This window comes from Candidatus Eisenbacteria bacterium (assembly GCA_016930695.1).
Taxonomy (GTDB): Bacteria; Orphanbacterota; Orphanbacteria; order Orphanbacterales; family Orphanbacteraceae; genus JAFGGD01.
This window is the reverse complement of sequence record JAFGGD010000012.1, coordinates 70379-91064: the sequence shown is the minus strand read 5'-3', so window position 1 is coordinate 91064 and position 20686 is coordinate 70379. Positions and strand designations below refer to the sequence as shown.

The following is a 20686-nucleotide window of genomic DNA, read 5'->3' as shown; positions in this document are numbered from 1 at the left end:
GCACCTCGGCCGGAGGTGCCTTTTCTCAATCCCCGTTTCGGATCAGCAGGGTGGAGGGGTCCAGATCGACGGTGAGCGCCGCCGGGTCCGGGTTCTCGTGGTCCTTCAGCACACGGAGTTTCACCCGATCCCCCGCCGGCTCGAGGAAGAGCTTCACGCTCAGGTAGGCGTCGAAGGCCTGCGTCGGGTCGTGCACGCCGCCGTCGGGGGGCGTCTCGTGCCGGTGCGAAAGGGCGGCGAGCCATGCCTCGGCTTGGAACTCGGTCGCGAGACGACGCAGGTCCTCCATGTCCCTCTCGACGGCGCTCTCGAAGGGGAAGTCGTCCAGGATGATCAGGTCGGGCCGGAAGTCGGCGTGGTCCCGGAGGGAAAGCGCCTCGTCGTAGAGGCTCCCGGTTCGGAAAGAGCCGGGGGCGAAGCAGTGGATGTGGCGGTTTCTCTCCATGGAAAGACGGAGGAAGGCGGTGTCGGTCACGCAGGCGGAGCGGAGAAGCTCGTTAAAAGTTTTGTCGTAAAAATTGCGGACCCGATCCAACGGCGAACCCGCCGCCACGTGCAGCACGCGGCGGTCCGCCATCAGCTCGTCCAACGCCACGTTCACGAGGAAGGCGGATTTGCCCACGCCGGCTCGGGAGATGACCGCGCCCAGGTTTCCCCGCCCCAGGCCGCCGCGGGCGGAGCCCTCGAAAATGCGCAGCGGGCTCCGCTGATGCACCTCCTTACGATACATTATCCCTTCCCTTCCTTCCTTCGGCGGATCTCCTCGATCCGATCCTTGGCGATCTCCCACGGGACCGGGGCGTAACGGGCGAACTCCATGGTGAACTCCGCCTTCCCCTGCGTGGCGGAACGGAGCGTGGTGGCGTAGCCGAACATCTCCGAGAGGGGCACCTCCCCGTCGACGCGCACGAACTCGTTTTCGTCGGCGGTGCCGATGATCACGCCGCGGCGCTGCATCACGGTTCGGAGCATTTCCCCCTGGAACTCCGTCGGCCCCTCGATCGAGAGGTTCATGATCGGTTCGAGGAGGACCGGTTGGGCGCGCAGGTACGCTTCGCGGAAAGCGTGGCGCGCCGCGGTTTGGAAGGCGTGATCCGACGAGTCCACGTTGTGGAATGCGCCGTCCACCAGCACCACGCGCACGCCGACCACCGGGAAGCCGACGAGCCGCCCCTCCGCCGTCTCCGCCCGGAAGCCCTTCTCGCAGGACGGTATGTATTCGACGGGGATGTTTCCCCCCTTCACTTCGCTGACGAAGGCGAAATCGCTCTCCGCGCAAGGCTCGAGGTACCCCTGCACGCGGCCGTATTGCCCGGCGCCTCCGGTCTGCTTCTTGTGCGTGTAGTCGAAGCCGGCCCGGCGCGTGATCGCCTCGCGATAGGCGACTTGGGGCTGTCCGGTCTCCACGTCGGCGTTGTATTCGCGGCGGAGCCTCTCCACGTACACTTCCAGGTGCAGCTCGCCCATGCCGGAGATGATCGTCTCGCTGCTCTCGTGATCCACGTGGGTACGGAAGGTGGGATCCTCCTTCGAGAATCGGGCCAGCGCGCGGGAGAGGCGGTCCTGGGCGTCGCGCGTCTTCGGCCGGACCGACAGGGCGATCACCGGTTCGGGGACGTGCATGCTGGTGAGGCCGTACCGATAGCCGTCGGCGGCGAAGGTGTCGCCGGAGGCGCAGTCCACCCCGAAGAGGGCGACGATGTCCCCGGGGCCCGCCCCGTCGATTTCCTCCATCTCGTCGGCGTGCATTCGCACGAGCCGTCCGATCCGCACCCGCCTGTTGGTTCGATTGTTGATCAGCGTATCGCCGCGGGCGATCCGCCCCTGGTAAACGCGCAGATAGGTGAGCTGCCCGTACGGGCCGTCTTCGAGCTTGAAGGCGAGGCCGAGGGCGGGCGCGTCGTCGTCGGGGACGAGAGTCGTCCGCTCGCGGGGATCGTCCAGGAGGAACGCCTCGTTCCGGATGTCCGCCGGCGAGGGGAGATAGCGCACCACCGCGTCCAGAAGCGTTTGCACGCCCTTGTTCTTGTAGGCCGACCCGACCAGCACCGGCGTCAACCGCAGATCGAGGGTGGCGGCGCGGATCGCGGCGTGGATCGTCTCCTCGTCGACGCGGTCCTCCAGGATCGCTTCGGTCAGCTCCTCGGAGTGGAGCGAGAGACGGTCCAGCATCTCCTCACGGGCGGCCTCCGCTTCGGCGCGCAGCTCCTCCGGGATCGGGCCGACGCGGAGTTCGTCCCCGCGGGGTCCCTCGAAGAGGATCGCGCGCATACCGATCAGATCGACCACGCCCCGGTGCTCCGCCTCCAGCCCGATGGGGATCTGGAGGAGCACCGCATTGTGGCCCAGCCGGTCTCGGAGTTGCTGCGTCACGCGCCGGGGGTCGGCGCCGGAGCGGTCGCACTTGTTGATGAAGGCGATCCGCGGCACGCCGTACCGCTTCATCTGGCGGTCCACCGTGATCGACTGGGACTGCACGCCGGCGACGGCGCAGAGCACCAGCACGGCGCCGTCCAGCACCCGGAGCGCCCTCTCCACCTCGATGGTGAAGTCCACGTGCCCCGGCGTGTCGATGATGTTCACCCGATGGTCGTCCCACATCACCTGCGTGGAGGCGGACTGGATGGTGATCCCCCGCTCCCTCTCCAGGTCCATCGAGTCCATCTTGGCGCCGACGCCGTCTTTGCCGTCCACGTCGTGTATCTCGTGGATCCGTTTCGTGTAGTAAAGGATCCTCTCGGTCAGCGTGGTCTTCCCCGAATCGATGTGGGCGCTGATGCCGATGTTCCGGATCCGTTCGATTCCGCCGCTCATCACTCTCCGTCCTTGCGTCCTGCTCTACCGACCGCTGGTTCGGGCGTGAACCGCCCCTTTCGCGGGCAGGCGAAACGCCCCCGGCGGGTGCCGGGGGCGCGACCGGGCCGTCGTCGAGATGGTTCGCCTCTCATCGATCCGCCGATCGGACCGGGTCCGAGGCGAATTAGTAGTATAATTGTTTTCGCCCTCTCCGCGCAAGACTTGATTGGGGTTTTTCGCCCCTCGGGGGTCGGCGCGCGGGGGGGACGGTCGGCTCCGGGGCTCCCGCCGAGGCGGCGGGCCGGAGGATCCTATTCCGCCGCCGCCGTCTCGTTCCGCCCCGCGGGCTTTCCCCCCTTTCGCGGATCCGAGGCGGCCTCGTAGCCGTCGCCGGCGCGGCGGATCAGCTGCGCCTGTCCGATCACCTCCATCCGCTCCATGTGGTGTCCCTTGCCGAAGAGATCCAGCTGGACGCCGCTGTCGATTCCCCGCTCCAGATAGAGGTCGTTCGGCATCCACTGATGATGAAAACGGGGGAGGGAAACCGCCTTTTCCGCGTCCATGTCGAATAAGACCACGTTCAGGAGCGCCTGGATCGTGGCGCTGATGATGCGCGGCCCCCCGGAAGCCCCGGCCAGCGCGACCGGCCCGTCGTCGTCCAGGAGGATGGTGGGACACATGCTGGAGAGGGGGCGTTTCCCCGGCGCGGGCAGGTTCCGATCGTCGTGATAAAGGCCGTAGGCGTTCGGCACCCCCCGGCGGGTGAGGAAGTCGTCCATCTCGTTGTTGAGACAGAAACCGTAGGGCTCGACGACGATCAACGACCCGAACTCCAGGTTGATCGTTTCGGTGCCGCTCGCCGCGTTTCCCCACCGGTCGACGACGCAGTAGTGGCTCGTTCCCCCGTCCTCGGGGAGGAGCGCCGGCGTGCCGTACTCCCCCGGCGGGTGGGAGCGGCCGTCGATTCGCGCGGCGAGAGCGATCAGGTAGTCCGGCGCGAGGAGGCGCTCCAGAGGGACGTCCACGAACTCCGGGTCTCCCATCCAGGCGGCTCGGTCGGCGAAGGCGTGTTTCTCCGCCTCGGCGACCAGGTGGATATAGGCGGCCGATCCCGGCTTCTCCGCGGCCGGGTTCCGTTCGAGCGCCTCCAGGATCCCGAATGTCTGCAGAAGCGCCGTGCCGCCGCTGGAGGGCGGGGGCATGGCGAGCACCCGGAGCCCGCGGAAGCTCCCCTCGAGTGGTTTCGTCTCCACCGGTTCGTAACGGCGCAGGTCCTCCCGGGTGAGGTCGCCGCCGCCCATGCGAACCGCCGCGACGATCGCCTCGGCGATCGGACCGTCGTAGAATGCGGCCGCCCCGTCCCGAGCGATCAAGCGGAGCGCCTCCGCCTGTTCGGGAAGGCGGATCCGATCCCCCTCGCGCACTTTTCCTTCGCGGAGAAATCGTTTCCACACGAAGGGAAAACGCTCCTTCCAGGCGGGCCTCTCCTCGAACCAGGCGATCACCTCGGCGGCGCTTTTCCCGTAGTGGGCGTCCGCCTCGAACCCCTCCTCGGCGGCGCGGATCGCCGGGGCGAGCGCCGCCGCCCGATCGAGGACGCCGTAGCGCTCCAGCGCCAGGAGAAGCCCCGCCGGCGTTCCGGGGACCGCGGCCGCGTGAGCCCCCCATAGGCTCGCCTCCGGTTCCAACCCTTCGTAATAGTCCGGGCCGCAGGCGCCGGGCGCCCGCTCCCGGTGATCGATCGCCACCTCCCGCGGGCCCTCCGCGTCCCCCCGCAGGTGGAGGAGGAGGAAACCGCCGCCGCCGATCCCGCAGGAATAGGGGCGGACCACGCCGAGGCAGAAGGCGGTCGCCACCGCCGCGTCGACCGCGTTTCCGCCCGCCTCGAGCATTTCCAGGCCCGCCCGGCTCGCCGTCTCGTGGTCCGCCGCGACCACGCCTCCGGTCCAGACATCCCCCGCCGTCGCCCTTCCGGTGATTCCGATCGCCAGAAGGACGGTTGCCGCCCACCGTCCCCGGTTGCCCGCCATGCCCTCTCCCTTCCGGTGCTCCGCCGCCGCGCAATTACATTCCCTGCGCGCGAAGATGCGAAACCTGTTATGTTTTTCTTCAGCGAAAGGAGTCCGAAACGATGATTCGCCCGCACCCCGATTTCCGAGCCTCATCCCGGAGAGCGATCGCCGCGGCGGCCCCTCTCCTTTTCCTGTTGTTTCTGTTGGCGCCGACCGGCTGCTCCGATCGCGCCTCCTCCGATTCGATCGCCGGTTACCAACTCGTGCCGGTGACGCGGGGGGAACTGATCGTCACCGCCTCGGCGTCCGGCTCCATCGAACCGGTCCGGGTCGTGGAGGTCAAGTCGAAAGCGTCCGGCGAAATCCTCCGGATGCCCGTCGAGAGCGGCGACCGGGTGGAACGCGGCGCGATTCTGGTCGACCTGGACCGGGACGAAGTGAGGAGTTCCCTCGCCCAGGCCGAGGCGGACGTGGAGGAGGCGCGGGTGCGGCTCCGGGTGGCGGAGGCCCGTCTCACCCGCTCCAGTCAGCTGAGCGAGGCGGGCCTGCAATCGGAGGAGGAGCACGAAAACGTGGTGCTGGAGCACGCCCAGGCGCGAACCCAGCTCGTGAAGGCGGAGAATGTGCTCGATCTCGCCAAGGAGCGTTTCGCCGACGCCACGGTGCGCGCGCCCATCACCGGCCGGGTGATCACCAAGGAGGTCGAGGAGGGGCAGATCATCAGCAGCGCCACCACGCAGGTGAGCGACGGCACGCTCCTTCTCACCATGGCGGATCTCACGGAGGTGCAGATCCGGACCCTGGTGGACGAGACGGACATCGGATTGATCCAGGCCGGTCAGGAGGCGGAGGTGACCGTCGACGCCTACCCGCGACGGCGTTTTCTCGGCCGGGTGATCAAGGTGGAGCCTCAGGCGGTGATCGAACAGAACGTGACCACGTTTCCCGTCTTGGTGCGCATCCCGAACGAAGACGGGCTCCTTCTTCCCGGCATGAACGCCGACGTGGAGGTTCGGATCGATCGCCGCGAAAACGTGCTCACCGTCCCCAACGAGGCGATCCGCTCCGAGAAGGACGCGATTTACGTGGCCGGCGCCCTCGGAATGGATTCGGACGTCGCCGAGGCGGCGCTCCGGAGCGAGGAGCGGCAATCGGGACGTTCCGTCGGGATCGTCTTCAAGCCGGTCGATTCCGGCGACAGCAGCGCCTCCGACGCCGGGTCGGCCGCGGCGCGCTTCCGCCTCATCCGGGTGGAATTGGGGCTCCGCAATTGGAACGAAACGGAGGTCCTCTCCGGTCTCGAGGAGGGGGATAGGGTGGTGGTCACACTCTCCACCGGCCTTCTCCGGCAGCAGGAGCAGATGAAGGAGCGGGCGGAGCGTTGGGGAGGAATGCCGGGGATGAAGAAGGACAAGAGCAAGAGCCAATGATCATTCATGCCGAAACGATTCGCGTCGCCGTTCAGGAGCTGCGGCGCAATTTCATGCGGTCGCTGCTCACCACGCTCGGCATCATCATCGGCGTGTCGGCGGTGATCACCACCGTCGCCCTCGGCGAGGGGGCGCAGCGGGCGGTGCAGGAACGGATCGAGGCGATGGGAACCGACCTGCTCACCGTCTATCCCGGCCAGTTCCGCCGTCACGGCGTCGGACGGGGGGGGGCGAACCTGACCGTGGACGACGCCCCCGCGCTGGAGCGATCCTCCGCCGCCGTCCTGGAGACGGTTCCCGAGATCACCGGCTCGCTGCAGGTGGAGTACGGCAACCGGAACGCCAACGTCACCGTGACCGCGACGACCGCCAACTTCGCCCGGGTAAACAACTTCAAAATACAATCCGGAAAGTTTTTCGACCCCTCCGACCTGCAGGCGAGGCGGCGGGTGGCGGTGATCGGCTCGGCGATCCCGACCACGCTCGGCGTGCCGGCGGCGCGTCTCCTCGGCGCGCAGATCCGGATTCGCGGTATCTCGTTCGACGTGATCGGCGTGCTGGAGGAGAAGGGGGCTCAGGGTTGGTCCAACGAGGACGAGCAGGTGATCGTTCCTCTCTCCACGGGCCAGTACCGGGTCTTCGGCACCGATCTGGTCCGCCGGATCGGCGTCCGGCTCGCCCCCGACGCGGACATGGAAATCGCCATGCTCGAGATCGAGAGGACGCTTCGCCGCGAACACCGGCTCCGGCCGGAGGCGGAGAACGACTTCTCCGTCTTCAGCCGGACCGAACTGATCGGCACCCTCGAGGAGACCACCCAGACCTTTACCTTCCTGGTGGCGGGAATCGCCGCGGTCAGTCTTCTGGTGGGCGGGATCGGCATCATGAACATCATGCTCGTTTCGGTCACCGAGAGGACCTCGGAGATCGGCGTCCGCAAGGCGATCGGCGCCCGGCGCCGAGACATTCTGAGCCAGTTCCTGGTGGAAGCGGTGGCGATTTGCGTGCTCGGCGGCCTGCTCGGGATTTTGGTCGGCTCGGGGGGCGCGGTCATTCTCTCCCGCTTCGCCGACTGGAACACGGTCCTCTCGCCGCGGGCGGTTCTCCTCGCGATCCTCTTCAGCACCGGCGTGGGCCTCTTCTTCGGGATCTACCCCGCGCGCCGCGCCGCCGCGATGGACCCCATCGCCGCTCTCCGGCACGAGTAGCCGCCGACCCGCGCCTCTTCTTTCTACCGTCCCAACATGATGAAAGGAACGCTGAGGAGGAGGGGGAGCACCAGCCAGCCGATCAGGCACACCTCCAACGCCCGCCGGGTGCTCGTGTAGTCGAGCGCCTGCCGCACCGCGACCACCATCGCCGCGAGCATCCAGAGGAGCCCCACCGCGTAGACGACGAAGCGGATCGGCGGAATCACGCCGAGGGCGAGGAGGATCCCCGGCGCGCTGGAGAAACCGATGGTTCGAAGGAGTTGACCGAGGTCGGCGTCGGTCTGGCGTTCCGGGAGGAGGCGCGTGCCGATCCAGTAGACCAGGTTCGCCCAGAGGAACCAGCCGGCGAGGGCGAGGACGGCGCCGGCGAATAGACCCCGAAGCCCGGCGAGGGAGAGGGTCCCCACGCCGCCGGCGAGACCGAAGAGAAGGACCGCGGCGATCGCCTGGCCGAGGGATTCCTCGTCCGCCTCCACTTCCTCGAACAGCGTCGCGTCGAGCCGGGCCGCGCGGATCAGGCGATCGGTAAACTGGGACATGAACCTTTCCTCCACGAGGCGAGCCGGAATCGATCCCCGCGTCGTCCGGACCGTAAACGATCGAGCGCCGCGTTGTCAATCCGCCCCCGCGGCGTCCGCCCACCCTTCCGGTTCCGGTGGACGAAGAGGCGCGGCCGCGGTAGTTTAGTCGAAAGGGCGTAACGCTCCAACGGAGCGGGGGCGGCAATCAACCGATCGAGGCGAGGGACCGATGGCGACGGCGAAGAAAAAGACGGCGAAGAAGGGAACAGGAAAGAGGACCACGAAAAAAACCGCGGCGAAGACCGTGAAGAAAAAAACGGGGAAGAAGAAAGGCGCTCGCGCGGGGACCGGCCGGAGCGGGGCGAAGAAGCCCGCCCGGAAGCGCGCCGCGCGGAAGGACGGTCTGAAACCGGCGCCCGCCCACACGGCGCTCTCCCCGGACCGTCTCTGCTGGCGGTGCGACCCGGATTGTTTTCGTTTCAAGGACACTTCCACGATCCGGCCTCTCGGAGAGACCGTCGGCCAGGACCGAGCCGTGCGGGCCATCGAGTTGGGGGTAAGCCTCCGCTCGCCCGGGTACAACATCTACGTGAGCGGCCAATCCGGCACGGGCAAGATGACCACCGTCACCCGAATCCTGGACCAGGCGCGCTCCCGTTGCCGCGCCCCCCGCGATTTCGCCTATGTCTATAACTTCAAGAATTCGTATCAGCCCCTGCTCCTCGTTTTCCCGAAGGGAGGGGGGATCCGTTTCCACCGCCGGATGGACGATCTGGTTCGCGTGCTCAGGAAGGAACTCCCCGCCACCCTCGAGGGGGGAACTTTCGCGGAACAGCGGGAGACCCTCGCCGAGGCGTACATCAAGAAACAGAAGGGGCTCTTCGTTTCCTTCGAGGAGGAACTCAAGAAGAACGGCTTCATTCTGAGCCAGATCCGGATGGGGGCGATGTCGCGCCCGGAGATCATGATCCCCGTCGGCGACAAGGCCTTTTCGGTGGAGCAGCTGGCCATCCTGGTGGAGACGGGGCAGATCGAACTTCCCGGCGAGGTCGACCTGGAGGCGATGAAGACGAAGGAAGCCGGTTTCCGGAAGCGGATGCGGGAGGTGATGAAGACCTCCCGGCGGCTGAACGCGGAGTTGGCGGAGCGTCTCGAGCGCCTCGAGCGCCGCGCCGTGTCCGATCTGATCGGCGACATCATCGCCGACATCCAGGAGGAGTTCGCCGACAACGAGAAAGTGTGCGCCTATCTGGCGGACCTGACCGAGCACATTCTGACTCACTTGACGGAACTGAAGGCGATCCACAACCAGGAGAAGGAGCCGCGCCCCCTCGGCGCCGGCAACCCCGGGGATCCCTATCTCCCGTACCGCGTGAACGTCATCCTGGACAACTCGGGCACCGACACGTGCTCCATCGTCAAGGAGACCAACCCGACCTACAACAACGTGTTCGGGACGATCGAGAGAACCGTGACCCACATCGGCCAGACCGTGACCGATTTCACCAAGATCAAGGCCGGCTCGATTCTGCAGGCGGACGGCGGCTTCCTGGTGCTGAACGCGGTGGACGCCCTTTCCGAGCCCGGGCTGTGGAAGACGCTCAAGCGCGTGCTGATGCACCGCGAGCTGGTGATCCAGGGGATCGAGGGACTCTTCCAGCTCTCCACGGTGAGCCTCAAGCCGGAGCCGATCCGGCTGGAGACGACGGTGATCCTGATCGGACCGCCCTATCTTTATTTTCTACTCCACCAGTACGACGAGGACTTCCGCAAGATCTTCAAGGTCCGGGCCGACTTCGACCAGGAGATCCGGCTGAACGAGGAGGCGGTGCAGAAGTACGCCTCCTTCGTGGCGCGCATGTGCGACCGGGAGGGGCTGCGGCCTTTCCGTCCCGAGGCGGTCGCCCGCCTCATCGAGCACGGCGTGCGCGCCGCGGGAGGGCGGGAGCGGGTCACCAGCCACTTCGGCGAGATCGCCGACGTGATCCGCGAATCGAGTTTCTGGGCGGAGCAGAGCGGCCGGAAGCGGGTGAGCGGCGAGGCGGTGGAGAGGGCGCTCCGGGGCCGCCGGGACCGGATCGATCTCGTGGAGGAGAAGGTGCGCGACCGGTACCGGGAGGGGCTGGTGCTGATCGACACCGGCGGTTCCCGCGTCGGCCAGGTGAACGGTCTGGCCGTGCTCGCCTACGGCGAACACCGCTTCGGAATCCCCTCGCGGATCACCGCCGCCGTCGGCGTGGGGAAGGCGGGGATCGTCAACGTGGAGAGGGAGGCGAAGCTCTCCGGGAACACCCACGACAAGGGGGTGCTGATCCTGACCGGCTACCTGCGCGAGAACTTCGCTCGTAAATCGTCTCTCGGCCTTACGGCGAGCATCTGCTTCGAGCAGTCCTATGGAGGCGTGGACGGCGACAGCGCCTCCTCCACCGAGCTGTACGCGATTCTCTCGGCGATCGCCGGCGTTCCGATCCGGCAGGACCTGGCCGTTTCCGGCTCGGTGAATCAGAAGGGGGACGTCCAGGCGGTGGGCGGGATCAACGAAAAGGTGGAGGGGTTCTTCGCGCTCTGCAACGAGAGGGGCCTCACCGGCGAACAGGGGGTTCTGATCCCCGAGTCGAACGTGCCGGATCTGATGCTGCGGGAAGAGGTGCGCCGCGCCGTGGAGAAGGGGAGTTTCCACATCTATCCGATCTCCCGGATCGAGCAGGGGATCGGGCTTCTTACCGGCGCGGAGGCGGGCGAGCCGAACGAAAAGGGGGAGTGGCCCAAGGGGACCCTCTACGCCCGTATCCAGGAGAGGTTGCGGGAGCTGGAGAAGGGTTCCGCGCCGGTCCGCCGCCGGGGGGCGCGCAAGAAGAAGTAAACGGTTCACCGCCGAAAGAAAAGGTCCCGGCGTTCTCTCGCCGGGACCCTTTTAACACGCGCTCTTTTCCGTCAGAAACCGATCGGATCGGGGCGATCCGGATCGATTCCCAACTCCTCCCGCGCCCGGGCCGCCGCCGCGGCGTCGAAGGTTCCCTCCCGGGCGAGGGCGGCGAGGGCCGCGCAGGCGATGTGCGCCGCGTCCACCTCGAAGTGGCGGCGGAGTCCTTCCCGGGTGCCGCTCAGCCCGTACCCGTCGGTGCCGAGCGCGCGGAAGGGCCCGGGCGCCCAGCGGGCGATCATTTCCGGCACCGCGCGCACCCAGTCCGAGACGGCCACGATCGGCCCCGCCCCTTCCTCGAGGGCGCGGGTCACCAGAGGCTTCTCCTCCTCCTTCTCCGGCCGGAGCAGGTTGCGACGCTCCACGGCGAGGGCGTCGGCGCGGAGCCTCTGCCAGCTCGTGGCGCTCCACACGCGAGCCGAAACGCCGTAGCGTTCCTCCAAAATCTCCGCCGCGGCGAGCGCCTCCCGAAGGATCGCCCCGCTCGCCACGAGACGCGCCTCCGGGCCGCCGCGCTTCTCCGTCGCCCGGACCGGGTGGATCCCCTCCACGATCCCCCGCTCCGCCCCTTCCGGCATCGGCGGCATTCGATAATTTTCGTTGTAAAGGGTAATGTAGTAGAAGCAGTCCTCCTCGCGTTCCGCCATCGCCGCGATCCCCTCGCGGACGATCGCCGCCAGCTCGTAGGCGAAGGCGGGGTCGTAGGCGCGGATGTTGGGGATCGTCGACGCCGTCAGGTGGCTGTGGCCGTCGTTGTGCTGCAGCCCCTCGCCGGCGAGGGTGGTCCGCCCGGCGGTGGCGCCGAGGAGAAAGCCGCGCCCCTTCTGGTCGCCGAAGGACCAGATCAGATCGCCGGTCCTCTGGAAGCCGAACATGGAGTAGAAGACGTAGAAGGGGATCATCGGGAGGCCGTGTGTGGCGTAGCTCGTGCCGGCGGCCGTGAAGGACCCCATCGCTCCCGCCTCGGTGATCCCCTCCTCGAGGATCTGCCCGTTCTTTTCCTCGCGGTAACGGAGGAGGAGGTTGTGGTCCACCGGCTCGTAGAGCTGCCCCTTCTGCGCGTAGATCCCCACCTCCTTGAAGAGGGCGTCCAAACCGAAGGTGCGCGCCTCGTCCGGCACGATCGGCACGATCCTCTTACCGATCTTCTCGTCCCGCACGAGCGCGCGGAGGATCCGGGCGAAGGCCATGGTGGTGGAGACCTCCTGCCCCTCCGGCGTGCCCGCGCCGAACTCGGCGAAGAGCTTCTCCTCCGGCGCCGGAAGCGCCTCGGAAGAAATGCGGCGCGCCGGCAGGGAACCGCCCAGCGCGCGGCGCCTCTCCTTCAAATAGCGCACCTCCTCGCTCTCCTCGCCCGGATGGTAGTAGGGGGGCGTCTTCTCCAATTCATCGTCCGGAATCGGCAGCTCCAGCTTGTCGCGGAAGGCGCGGAGCTGTTCCACGTTCAGCTTCTTCAGCTGGTGGGTGACGTTCTTCCCCTCGAACCCCTCGCCGAGCGCCCATCCCTTGACGGTCTTGACCAGAATCGCCGTCGGCCGGCCCGTCGGCTCGGCGGCGCGGGCGAAGGCGGCGTAAACCTTCCGATAGTCGTGGCCGCCCCGGCGGAGATGCCAGATCTGCTCGTCCGTCAGATCCCGGGCCATCGCGGCGAGCCGCTCGTCGCCGCCGAAGAAGTGCTCCCGCACGAAGGCGGGACCCTCCACGCTGTAGCGCTGGAACCAGCCGTCCACCGTCGTGTTCAGGCGGTGCAGAAGCGCGCCGGTCTCGTCCTTCTTGAGAAGCTCGTCCCATTCGCGGCCGAGCACCACCTTGATCACCCGCCAGCCGGAGCCGCGGAAGACCGCTTCCAGCTCCTGGATGATCTTGCCGTTGCCGCGGACCGGGCCGTCGAGCCTCTGCAGGTTGCAGTTCACCACGAAGATCAGGTTGTCCAACTCCTCGTTCGCCGCGAGGTGGAGCGAGCCGAGCGACTCCGGTTCGTCGGTCTCGCCGTCGCCGACGAAACACCATACCCGGCTCTCCGCCGTGTCCCGGAGGCCGCGGTTCATCAGGTAACGGTTGAAGCGCGCCTGGTAGATGGCGTTCAACGGACCGAGCCCCATGCTGACGGTGGGGAACTCCCAGAAGTCGGGAAGGCGGCGCGGGTGGCAGTAGGAGGGAAGGCCCCCCTCCTCCGTTTCGCGGCGGAAATGGTCGAGCGACTCCTCGCTCAGGCGTCCCTCCAGAAAGGCGCGGGAGTAAATCCCCGGCGCGGCGTGTCCCTGGAAGAAGACGTGGTCGCCGGAGCGCTCCTCCGTCCTCGCCCGGAAGAAATGGTTGAAGCCGACCTCGTAGAGAGAGGCGGCGCTCGCGTAGGTGGAGATGTGCCCGCCGATCCCGGGGAAGCGGCTGTTGGCCCGGCTCACCATCGCCATCGCGTTCCAACGGACGATCCGCCGGATCCTCTTCTCCATCCATTCGTCGCCGGGAAACTCCGGCTCCTCCTCCGGCGGGATCGTGTTCATGTAGGGGGTCTGGATCAGCTCCATTCCGAGCTTGTCCATCTCGGCGCGGCAGAGAACGCGGCGTAGGAGAAAGCGGGCCCTCTCCGGTCCGTCGCGGCGGAGGACGCCGTCCAGAGCCTCCACCCACTCGGCGGTCTCCAGAGGATCGAGATCGAAGAGCTGCGGCACGCAGGAACGCGGTTCCATCGGATTCCCCCCGGGAGAGGGCGGCTCGCCCTCGTTGGTTTTCGCGATCGCAGGCGGGACCGGCTCGGCGCCCGCCGCTTCGATCAGCATAGGGGAGCGGCGGCGGCCGGGCAACAGGCGCGGCGTTTTCCCACGCCGAACCGGACTCAGGAGCGCGCGCGCTCGGGCCCCAGAACCGCGCGGAGCGTCTCCTCGATCGGCGCGGCCGTCCATCCCAGTTCACGGCGTGCCCTCTCGGAGGAGTAGATCCAGCGATAGCGGGCGAGCCGGGCGCGGGTTCGCATCCGATCGGGGGAGCGGCCGGCGAGGAGCGCCGCCGGCGCGAAGAGGCGGTAGAAGAGGGAGAAGAGGGGGCGGGGGATCGGCGGAAGGGGAGGGGCGGTCCGCACCCACGGCCGGAGAAGGCGGAGCGCCGTCGCCCAGTCCACGTCCGCGCCGGTCAGAAGATAGCGCCTTCCCGGGAGGCCGCGCGCGGAGGCGAGGAGAATCCCCCGGGCCACGTCTTCCGCGCCGACCAGGTTCAGCGTGACGGGCGGCGCCGGAAGGGGGAGGCGGAGGAGTACCGTCCAACGGGGAAGACGTTCCACGGCGCGGAGAGGGGGCGGTTCGCCGCGGGAGAGGAGGCGCGCCCTTTTTCGGACCGATGCGCGGGAGCCGAGCACCACCGAAGGGTTCACCACGACGACGGGCGGGCCGGCGGGGCGCGGCGGCAGTCCGGCGGGGGAAGGGGTTCCGGGAGGCGCGAGGAGATATTCCTCCGCGGCTCTTTTGGAGTCGAAGTAGGGGTTTCGGGCGGCGCCCAGGTTCCAGGGGGAGTCCTCGTTCACCGCTTCGCCGTCCTCCGACGCGCCCACGGCGCCGATGGTACTGACGTGAAGGAAAAGCGCGGCGCCGGCGCGGGCGGCGGCGGCGTAGAGTCTCGCCGTTCCGTCCCGGTTCGTCTCCCACTGCTCCGCCGCGTCGCCGCCGGAGATGCGGACCGGCGCGGCGAGATGGTAAACCGTCCGCGCCCCCTCCATCGCCCGCTGGAGCCGCTCCGCCCCCGCTTCGCTCCGGTCGGCGAGGTCGCCCGGCACGGGCCGGACGCGCAGATCCCCCCACGCCTCGGGCGGACAGGGGCGGCGGAGAAGGACGCGCGGCTCGATCCCTTCCCGGTTCAGGAGCGCCGTGAGGTGCGTCCCGATCGTGCCGGTCGCGCCGGTCACCAGGATGGGAGCCATCTTTCTCCTCGGCGTTTTCGGAACCGGATGCCTTCTCTCTCGCCTCGCCCGATCGAAGAGAATCCGGTTCCTAATAGAGCCCTCGATAGGGTCCGCCGGATCAGCTTTTGTCCGCCAGCTCGTTGAACCGTTCCACCCCGTCCAGGACGATGTCCACCGCGCTCTTCCAGAACTCGGGCCGCGCCAGGTCCACGCCCAGGTGCTTCCGCGCGGCATCCTCGCAGGTCATCCGTCCCGTGTCCTTCAGCAGGTTCTCGTAGCGCTTCGCGAAGGCCGGTCCCTCCGCCGTCGCCCGGGCGTAGATGCCGTTGCTGAACAGATACCCGAAGACGTAGGGGAAGTTGTAGAAGGGCATGGATGTGATATAGAAGTGCAGTTTCGACGCCCAAAAGAGTGGGTGATATCCTTCCGGGTCGAGACCGTCGCAGTACGCCTCTTTCTGGGCGCGCGTCATCATCTCGTCCAGCTCCTCCGGGCCGAGAGCCCCCTTCGCCCGCGCCTCGAAGAAGGCGGACTCGAAGAGGAAACGGGCGCGCAGGTTCATCATCATCGTGACCGCCTCCTCCGCCTTTTGGGCGAGGAGTGTGAGCCGCTCCGCGTCCGATTCGGCCGTCTCCAGCGCGGCGTCCAGGAGGAGCGTCTCGCAGAAGGTGCTCGCCGTCTCCGCCAGCGTCATCGGGTACTGGGTCGTCCAGAAGGGGAGTTCCCGGATCAGCCACGTGTGATAGGCGTGCCCCAGCTCGTGGCCGATGGTCGACACGCCTCCATAGGTTCCGCCGAAGGTGGTGAAGATCCTCGTCTCTCGGTGGATCGGGAAATCGGTGCAGAAGCCGCCCGCACGCTTCCCCGGCCGGTCCTCCGACTCGATCCATCCCTTTTCGAAGACCATGGCGGCGAAGTCGCGCAGATCGGGGCTGAAGCCGCCGAAGTGCTCCAGGATGAACGCCGCTCCTTCGTCGTAGGTGTAGCCTCGGCCGCTCCCGCCGATGGGCGCGTTCTGGTCGTACCATTTCATCCGGTCGATGCCGAGGAGGCGGCACTTCCGTTCCATGAAGGGGAGGAGGCGCCGGCTCTCGTCGGCGACCACGCCCCACATGGCGTCCAGCGTTTCCCGGCGGATGCGATTGATGCGGAGGGGCTCGTCTAGCGCCGAGTCCCATCCCCGGTGTTTGTACAGGCCGAGGCGAAAGCCGGCCTGATTGTTGAGCGCCATGGCGGTCGGGTGCGCGACGGACCGCCAGGCCTCCTCCAGCTTCTCGAAGGCGAGGCGCCTCGTCTCCCGGTCCGGGTTCTCCATCTTGTTGTGGAGCTGGCCCATGGAGATACGGCTCGTCTCTCCCCCCTCGGTCCATTCGGCGCGGAGCGATCCGGCCATCTTCTCGTAGAGCCGGCTCCAACCGTGGTAGCCGTCCACGGCGAGTTCCTCGGCGAGCACCTCCCGGTTCGTGTCCATCTTGAGGCGCATCACCTCGCGCTGCTCCTCGAGGGGGAAGGCGATCGCGATTAGTTCCTCCCTCGCGAGGAAGGCGCGCCATTCCTCGTCGCCGGCGGAGAGCAGAAGCGTGCCGAGCCGGGTCCGGTAGCTTCTCTGGCGCGCGTTCATCGCCTCCGCGCGCGCCATGAGCAGGTCGGCCCGCCCGTCCTCGACGTTCCGCGCCTGGAGGCATTCGATGAAGGCGATCGCCTCCCACACGTCGCGGGCGATCTTTTGGAGTTCAAGCGCCGCCCGCGCCCATTCCCCGCCGGGCCGCTCCGGCAGGGCGGCCAGGACCTTTTCGTATCCGTCCAGCGCGCGGTCGCATTGGTCCAACAGCCGCGCGAAATCGGCCGACCCGCTTCCCCCTTCGTAGAGGGAATCCAGGTTCCAGTTGATCGGATAGGTTCCCATGAGGCGTTCCTTTCTCGTCGATGTCCCGGGGGCGGGGCGCGCCGCGCCGCCCGCCCGGTGGGCCGATGGCTATTTCGTTTTCTTCGGGCGAATGACGGCGAAGGCGCTCGCCATGCCGTGCAGATGCGTCGCGCCTGCGACGGGGCCGAGCGCGCCTCCGCAGTAGAATCCTCCCAGCGGAAGGTCGCCGAGGTGTTCCCGCACAAGCCGGGTCTCCGTTTCCGGCTCGCCGTAGAGACCCTCGCCGCGCGCCTCGTCGGGGAAGAGGAGCACGCAACGGTTCCGCGACGCCCGGTCCTCCGACGCGATTCGGGCGAGTCTCTTGGCGAGACCGACCCGCGCGGTCCTCTTGTCCCGCAGATGAAAGCGGATCATCTGGCCGGGGCGGAGCGTTTCCCCCACGAGCATCGCCCCCGTCTCCGGGTCCTGCCCCATCAGCGCCCGGATCAGATAGGAGCCGGCGCCGGCCTCTTCCAAAAGGGAATCCTGTTGCACGCCGACCATCAGGTCCCGGACCCCCGCCTTCCGGTTCCTGTCCGGCAGGGATCCCAGAAGCCGGGGGATCGTCTCCAGGGGAGAGCGCCCGTCCAGCTCGATCAACAGGCCGCCGTCGCAACGGGTCACGCGCATCGGATCGCCGACGGGGCGGCACCCCTGCACGACCTCGGCGCGCATCTCCACGTTTCCCGCCATTGCGAGAAGGACGATCCCGTCGGACCGAGTCTCATTCCCGAGAAAGAGGGCGTTTCCCCCCATCTTGCGGGCGCCGCCGGCGAGGCCGCCCAGCTTCGGGCTCGACGGGTAGGCATAGTCGAGGCCGGAAAGGATATTTCCGGGGTGAAAAGTAAAGGGATCGGCGAAAACCAGGAAGGAGGGGACCGGTTCGGGGGGGACGTCGAGCAGTTTCTGCCACGCCGTCCGGGGCGCGTCCATGTCGGGGAGGTCCGAAGAGTGGAGCGCCGTGGCGGTGAGGATCGAACCGGGGATGTGCGCCGCCGTGAGGGAGAGCCCCGGCGCGCCCAACCCCTCGCGGCCGTCGCCGATCACCTCCCGGGCGCTGCAGCCGATCAGCACGTGGTGCGGAAGGGCCATCTGCAGCATCTCGGGGAACTCGGCGTAGCGGTCGTGGAAATCGCGGGAGAGGAAGGCGAGCACCAGGTCGATGCTCTTCCCCGCCAGCTCCACCCGGACGCGGCCGGCGGCGTACTCCACCGCCTCCTCGAGAACGGGCGACTCGCCGAAAGCGGAAACCCAGAGCATCGCCTACGGCTCCTCTTCCCCGATGGCGACGCGGCGCCGGAGAGACCGGAGGAGGCCTTCCAGCCTGAGGCGCGTCACGGGCCGCGGCGCGGCGCGTCGAATCTCCTCCAGCTTCTCCCGCGCCGCCCGCTCCCCCTCCCGGACCAGCCCCTCCGCCTGGGAGAACTCGGACCAGTGCAGATCGCCGACGTTCGGCCGGATCACCACGTCCGCCTCCATCAGTTCGTAGTTTTCCAGCTGGCGGGCGAGGATCTCCGCGGCCCGGCGCGTGACGGTGCGGGCGTTCCGGAACTCCGTCGCCGTGCAGATGTCCCGGTCCACCGTCACCGCCACCACCACGTCCGCCCCCGCCGCGCGCGCCACCGAGATGGGGACCAGGCAGATCGCGCCCCCGTCGGAGAGGATCATCTCCCCCTCCTTCAGAGGTTCCACCGCCCCCGGGACGGCGCAGCTCGCCATCACCGCCTTCCGGAGCGATCCGGTCTCGTGCGCCACCAACCGTCCGCTTTTCAGGTCGGTGGCGACGGCGCGGAAGGGAATCCGCGTCTCATCGATTTGTATATCGGGTATGAAATAGTTGATGACGGTGCGGAACTCCTCGGCGGAGAGGATCCCCGGCTTGAACATGGCCTGCACCACGAGGAACCGGTTCTGCAGAAACGACTGGAGGCGTTCTTTCCAGTTCCGCTCCTCGCCCGCGTGAGCCCTCTCGATCGCCCGGATCGCGGAGTCGCGGAAATCGGCGCCGTGGATGTAGTCGATCGCCTTCCGCTCCAGCTCCTCCGGCCCGATCCCCGCGGCGTACACGGCCCCGACCAGCGCGCCGATGCTCGTCCCGGCGATCAGGTTGATGGGGATCCCTTCCCGTTCCAGGACCTTGAGCACGCCGATGTGGGCGATGCCCCGCGCCCCCCCGCCCCCGAGGGCGAGCCCGATCTTCCGTCCCATCCTCCGAATCCCTTCCTCTCCCGGCGGCCCATCCGCCTCCGGCTATCATAGAGTATGAGCGGGAAAAGGGACAAGCGCCCCCGGAGAACGCGGCTACGGGCTTCCCGCCGCGATAGGTCCGGTGTACAATCATTCGCTTCACCCGAGAGGGACGCCCACCGCCGACAACCGGATTTCCGGGAACCGGGCGCGCCCGGCGGCGCCGGGGAGCGTCTCCCCGGGGGAGGGGAGGGAGAGGGCCTTGCAGCGTCTGGCGGAAAGAATGGGGATCCGGCACGGCCGGGAGATCTTCTCCCTCGCCGCGCCCACGATCCTCACCATGTTCTCCCACACGCTGATGTGGACGGTGGACTCCGCCTTTCTGGGGCACGTCTCCAGCCTCGCCCTCGCCTCGGCGGGACTGGGCGGCATGCTCACCTGGACCGTGTATACACTGTTCAACGGTCTCTCGCGGGTCACCTCCACCTTCGTCTCCCAGGCGGAGGGGAGGCGCGATCTCGGCGCGGTCGGGGACTATACCTGGCAGGGGATCTACATCGCCCTCATCGCCGGCGCGCTCCTCACCGTGGGCGGCTACTACAGCCACATCGTCCTCGGCTGGACGGGGAACGCCCCGGACATTCAGCAGAACGCCTACGTCTACGTCCGCTACCGCACCCTCTCCGCGACGGCCACGCAGCTGCTGATGTGCCTCACCGGATTCTTCAACGGCCGCAAGGACATGAAGACGCCGATGTACGCCGGCGTCGGCGCGAACGTGCTGAACGTGATCCTCGACGCGATTCTCATCTTCGGGTGGGAGGGGATCCCGGTCGGCGGCGCGCGCCTCTTCGCCTCCCCCGCGATGGGGCTGAAGGGGGCGGCGATCGCCACAAGCATCGCGGTCTTCGCCAACGCGGCGGTCCTCCTTATGGTCCTCTTCGGGCGGAAGATCTTTCGCGTCCGCTACAAGATCCACCTCCCACGCGTCCCCGCCCTCGCCAAGATCGCCGACCTGGTGCGGGTCGGTTTTCCGGCGAGCATCGGCAACTTCATCGACATGCTCTCCTTCTTCCTCTTCACGGCGCTGATCGGAAGGACCGGTGAGGCGGGGCTCGCGGCGAGCCAGATCACGATCCAGATCCTCTCCTTCTCCTTCATGCCCCTCTGGGGGCTCACCATCTCCGCGACCGTTCTGGTGGGGAACGAGATCGGCAAGGGGGACCTGGACCGCGCGGAGCGCTACGGGAACGAGGCGTACCGGATCGCCGTCTACTACACCTTCCTTCTCGCGCTTCTCATCGTCGGTCTCGGCCGGCCGATCTTCGGCGTCTTCACCAGCGACCCGCGGGTGCTCGCCTTGGCGGGGGGCCTCGCCGCGCTGGCGGCGCTCTTCCAGGTCTTCGACGGACTCCGCATGATCGGCCTCGGCATCCTCGAGGGGGCGGGGGACACCCGCTTCCCGATGGGACTCGCCTTCGTGACTCTCCTCTGCGTCTTCGTCCCACTCACCTATCTGGCCGTCGAAGTGATGGGGGGGGACGTGCGCCACGCCTGGATCGTGGGGATCTTCAGCTATCTACTGATGGCGGGAGGGACCTATCTGCGTTTCCGCGCGGGGACATGGAGGGGAATGTGCATCTTCTCCGGCGAAGAGGCGGCCCTCGGCGACTGACCGGCGCGGCCGCCCGACAGACCTAACCGCCTGCAATATAATGTGTTGCCGCCAAGGACCCGCGGAGAAAAGGGTCGATTTTTGTCTCCCGTTGTGGTAGAATCGAATCACTCCCCGATGATGGAACCTCTTA

13 protein-coding genes are annotated in these 20686 nt (G+C 67.7%); 4 read left to right on the top strand and 9 right to left on the bottom strand.

Annotated features, from left to right (window positions below):
* Positions 1 to 25: 25 nt before the first annotated feature.
* From JW958_01945 to ggt, 3 genes are all read right to left on the bottom strand, one after another.
* Positions 26 to 730 carry a hypothetical protein gene (locus JW958_01945; GenBank protein ID MBN1824997.1) on the bottom strand — a complete coding sequence of 235 codons (705 nt, stop codon included), beginning with the start codon at positions 728 to 730 and terminating at the stop codon, positions 26 to 28.
* A complete protein-coding gene (locus tag JW958_01940; GenBank protein ID MBN1824996.1) occupies positions 730 to 2814 on the bottom strand; it encodes an elongation factor G in 2085 nt (694 codons plus the stop codon). Before JW958_01940 ends, JW958_01945 begins: the two co-directional genes overlap by 1 nt.
* A gap of 293 nt (positions 2815 to 3107) precedes the next feature.
* Positions 3108 to 4826, bottom strand: a complete 1719-nt coding sequence (ggt, locus tag JW958_01935) for a gamma-glutamyltransferase (protein ID MBN1824995.1) — start codon at positions 4824 to 4826, stop codon at positions 3108 to 3110.
* Between the two features lie 101 nt (positions 4827 to 4927).
* On the opposite strand from ggt, the gene JW958_01930 reads away from it, so the two are divergent.
* Both JW958_01930 and JW958_01925 read left to right on the top strand, forming a co-directional pair.
* A complete protein-coding gene (locus JW958_01930; protein MBN1824994.1) occupies positions 4928 to 6238 on the top strand; it encodes an efflux RND transporter periplasmic adaptor subunit in 1311 nt (436 codons plus the stop codon).
* Positions 6235 to 7446 carry an ABC transporter permease gene (locus JW958_01925; GenBank protein ID MBN1824993.1) on the top strand — a complete coding sequence of 404 codons (1212 nt, stop codon included), beginning with the start codon at positions 6235 to 6237 and terminating at the stop codon, positions 7444 to 7446. Before JW958_01930 ends, JW958_01925 begins: the two co-directional genes overlap by 4 nt.
* A 23-nt stretch (positions 7447 to 7469) precedes the next feature.
* On the opposite strand, the gene JW958_01920 is transcribed toward JW958_01925, so the two are convergent.
* The gene (locus JW958_01920; protein ID MBN1824992.1) at positions 7470 to 7988 is read right to left on the bottom strand and encodes a YIP1 family protein; all 519 of its coding nucleotides are present in this window, start codon (positions 7986 to 7988) and stop codon (positions 7470 to 7472) included.
* 211 nt (positions 7989 to 8199) lie between these two features.
* On the opposite strand from JW958_01920, the gene JW958_01915 reads away from it, so the two are divergent.
* The gene (locus JW958_01915) at positions 8200 to 10833 is read left to right on the top strand and encodes an AAA family ATPase (protein MBN1824991.1); all 2634 of its coding nucleotides are present in this window, start codon (positions 8200 to 8202) and stop codon (positions 10831 to 10833) included.
* 71 nt (positions 10834 to 10904) lie between these two features.
* Here JW958_01915 and aceE read toward each other — a convergent pair whose 3' ends face one another.
* The 5 genes from aceE to JW958_01890 all read right to left on the bottom strand — a co-directional run bounded on the left by aceE (position 10905) and on the right by JW958_01890 (position 18899).
* Entirely contained in the window at positions 10905 to 13583 is a 2679-nt protein-coding gene (gene aceE, locus JW958_01910; protein ID MBN1824990.1) for a pyruvate dehydrogenase (acetyl-transferring), homodimeric type, read from the bottom strand.
* 146 nt (positions 13584 to 13729) lie between these two features.
* Positions 13730 to 14803: an NAD-dependent epimerase/dehydratase family protein gene (locus JW958_01905; GenBank protein MBN1824989.1), complete on the bottom strand. Its 1074-nt coding sequence runs from the start codon at positions 14801 to 14803 to the stop codon at positions 13730 to 13732.
* Between the two features lie 100 nt (positions 14804 to 14903).
* A complete protein-coding gene (locus tag JW958_01900) occupies positions 14904 to 16691 on the bottom strand; it encodes a M3 family oligoendopeptidase (protein ID MBN1824988.1) in 1788 nt (595 codons plus the stop codon).
* 69 nt (positions 16692 to 16760) lie between these two features.
* Positions 16761 to 17951, bottom strand: a complete 1191-nt coding sequence (locus tag JW958_01895; protein MBN1824987.1) for an FIST C-terminal domain-containing protein — start codon at positions 17949 to 17951, stop codon at positions 16761 to 16763.
* A gap of 3 nt (positions 17952 to 17954) precedes the next feature.
* On the bottom strand, positions 17955 to 18899 hold the full coding sequence (locus JW958_01890) for a patatin-like phospholipase family protein (protein ID MBN1824986.1): 945 nt from the start codon (positions 18897 to 18899) through the stop codon (positions 17955 to 17957).
* A gap of 241 nt (positions 18900 to 19140) precedes the next feature.
* Here JW958_01890 and JW958_01885 point away from each other — a divergent pair, with 241 nt between their 5' ends.
* A complete protein-coding gene (locus JW958_01885; GenBank protein MBN1824985.1) occupies positions 19141 to 20553 on the top strand; it encodes an MATE family efflux transporter in 1413 nt (470 codons plus the stop codon).
* The last annotated feature ends 133 nt before the right edge of the window (positions 20554 to 20686 follow it).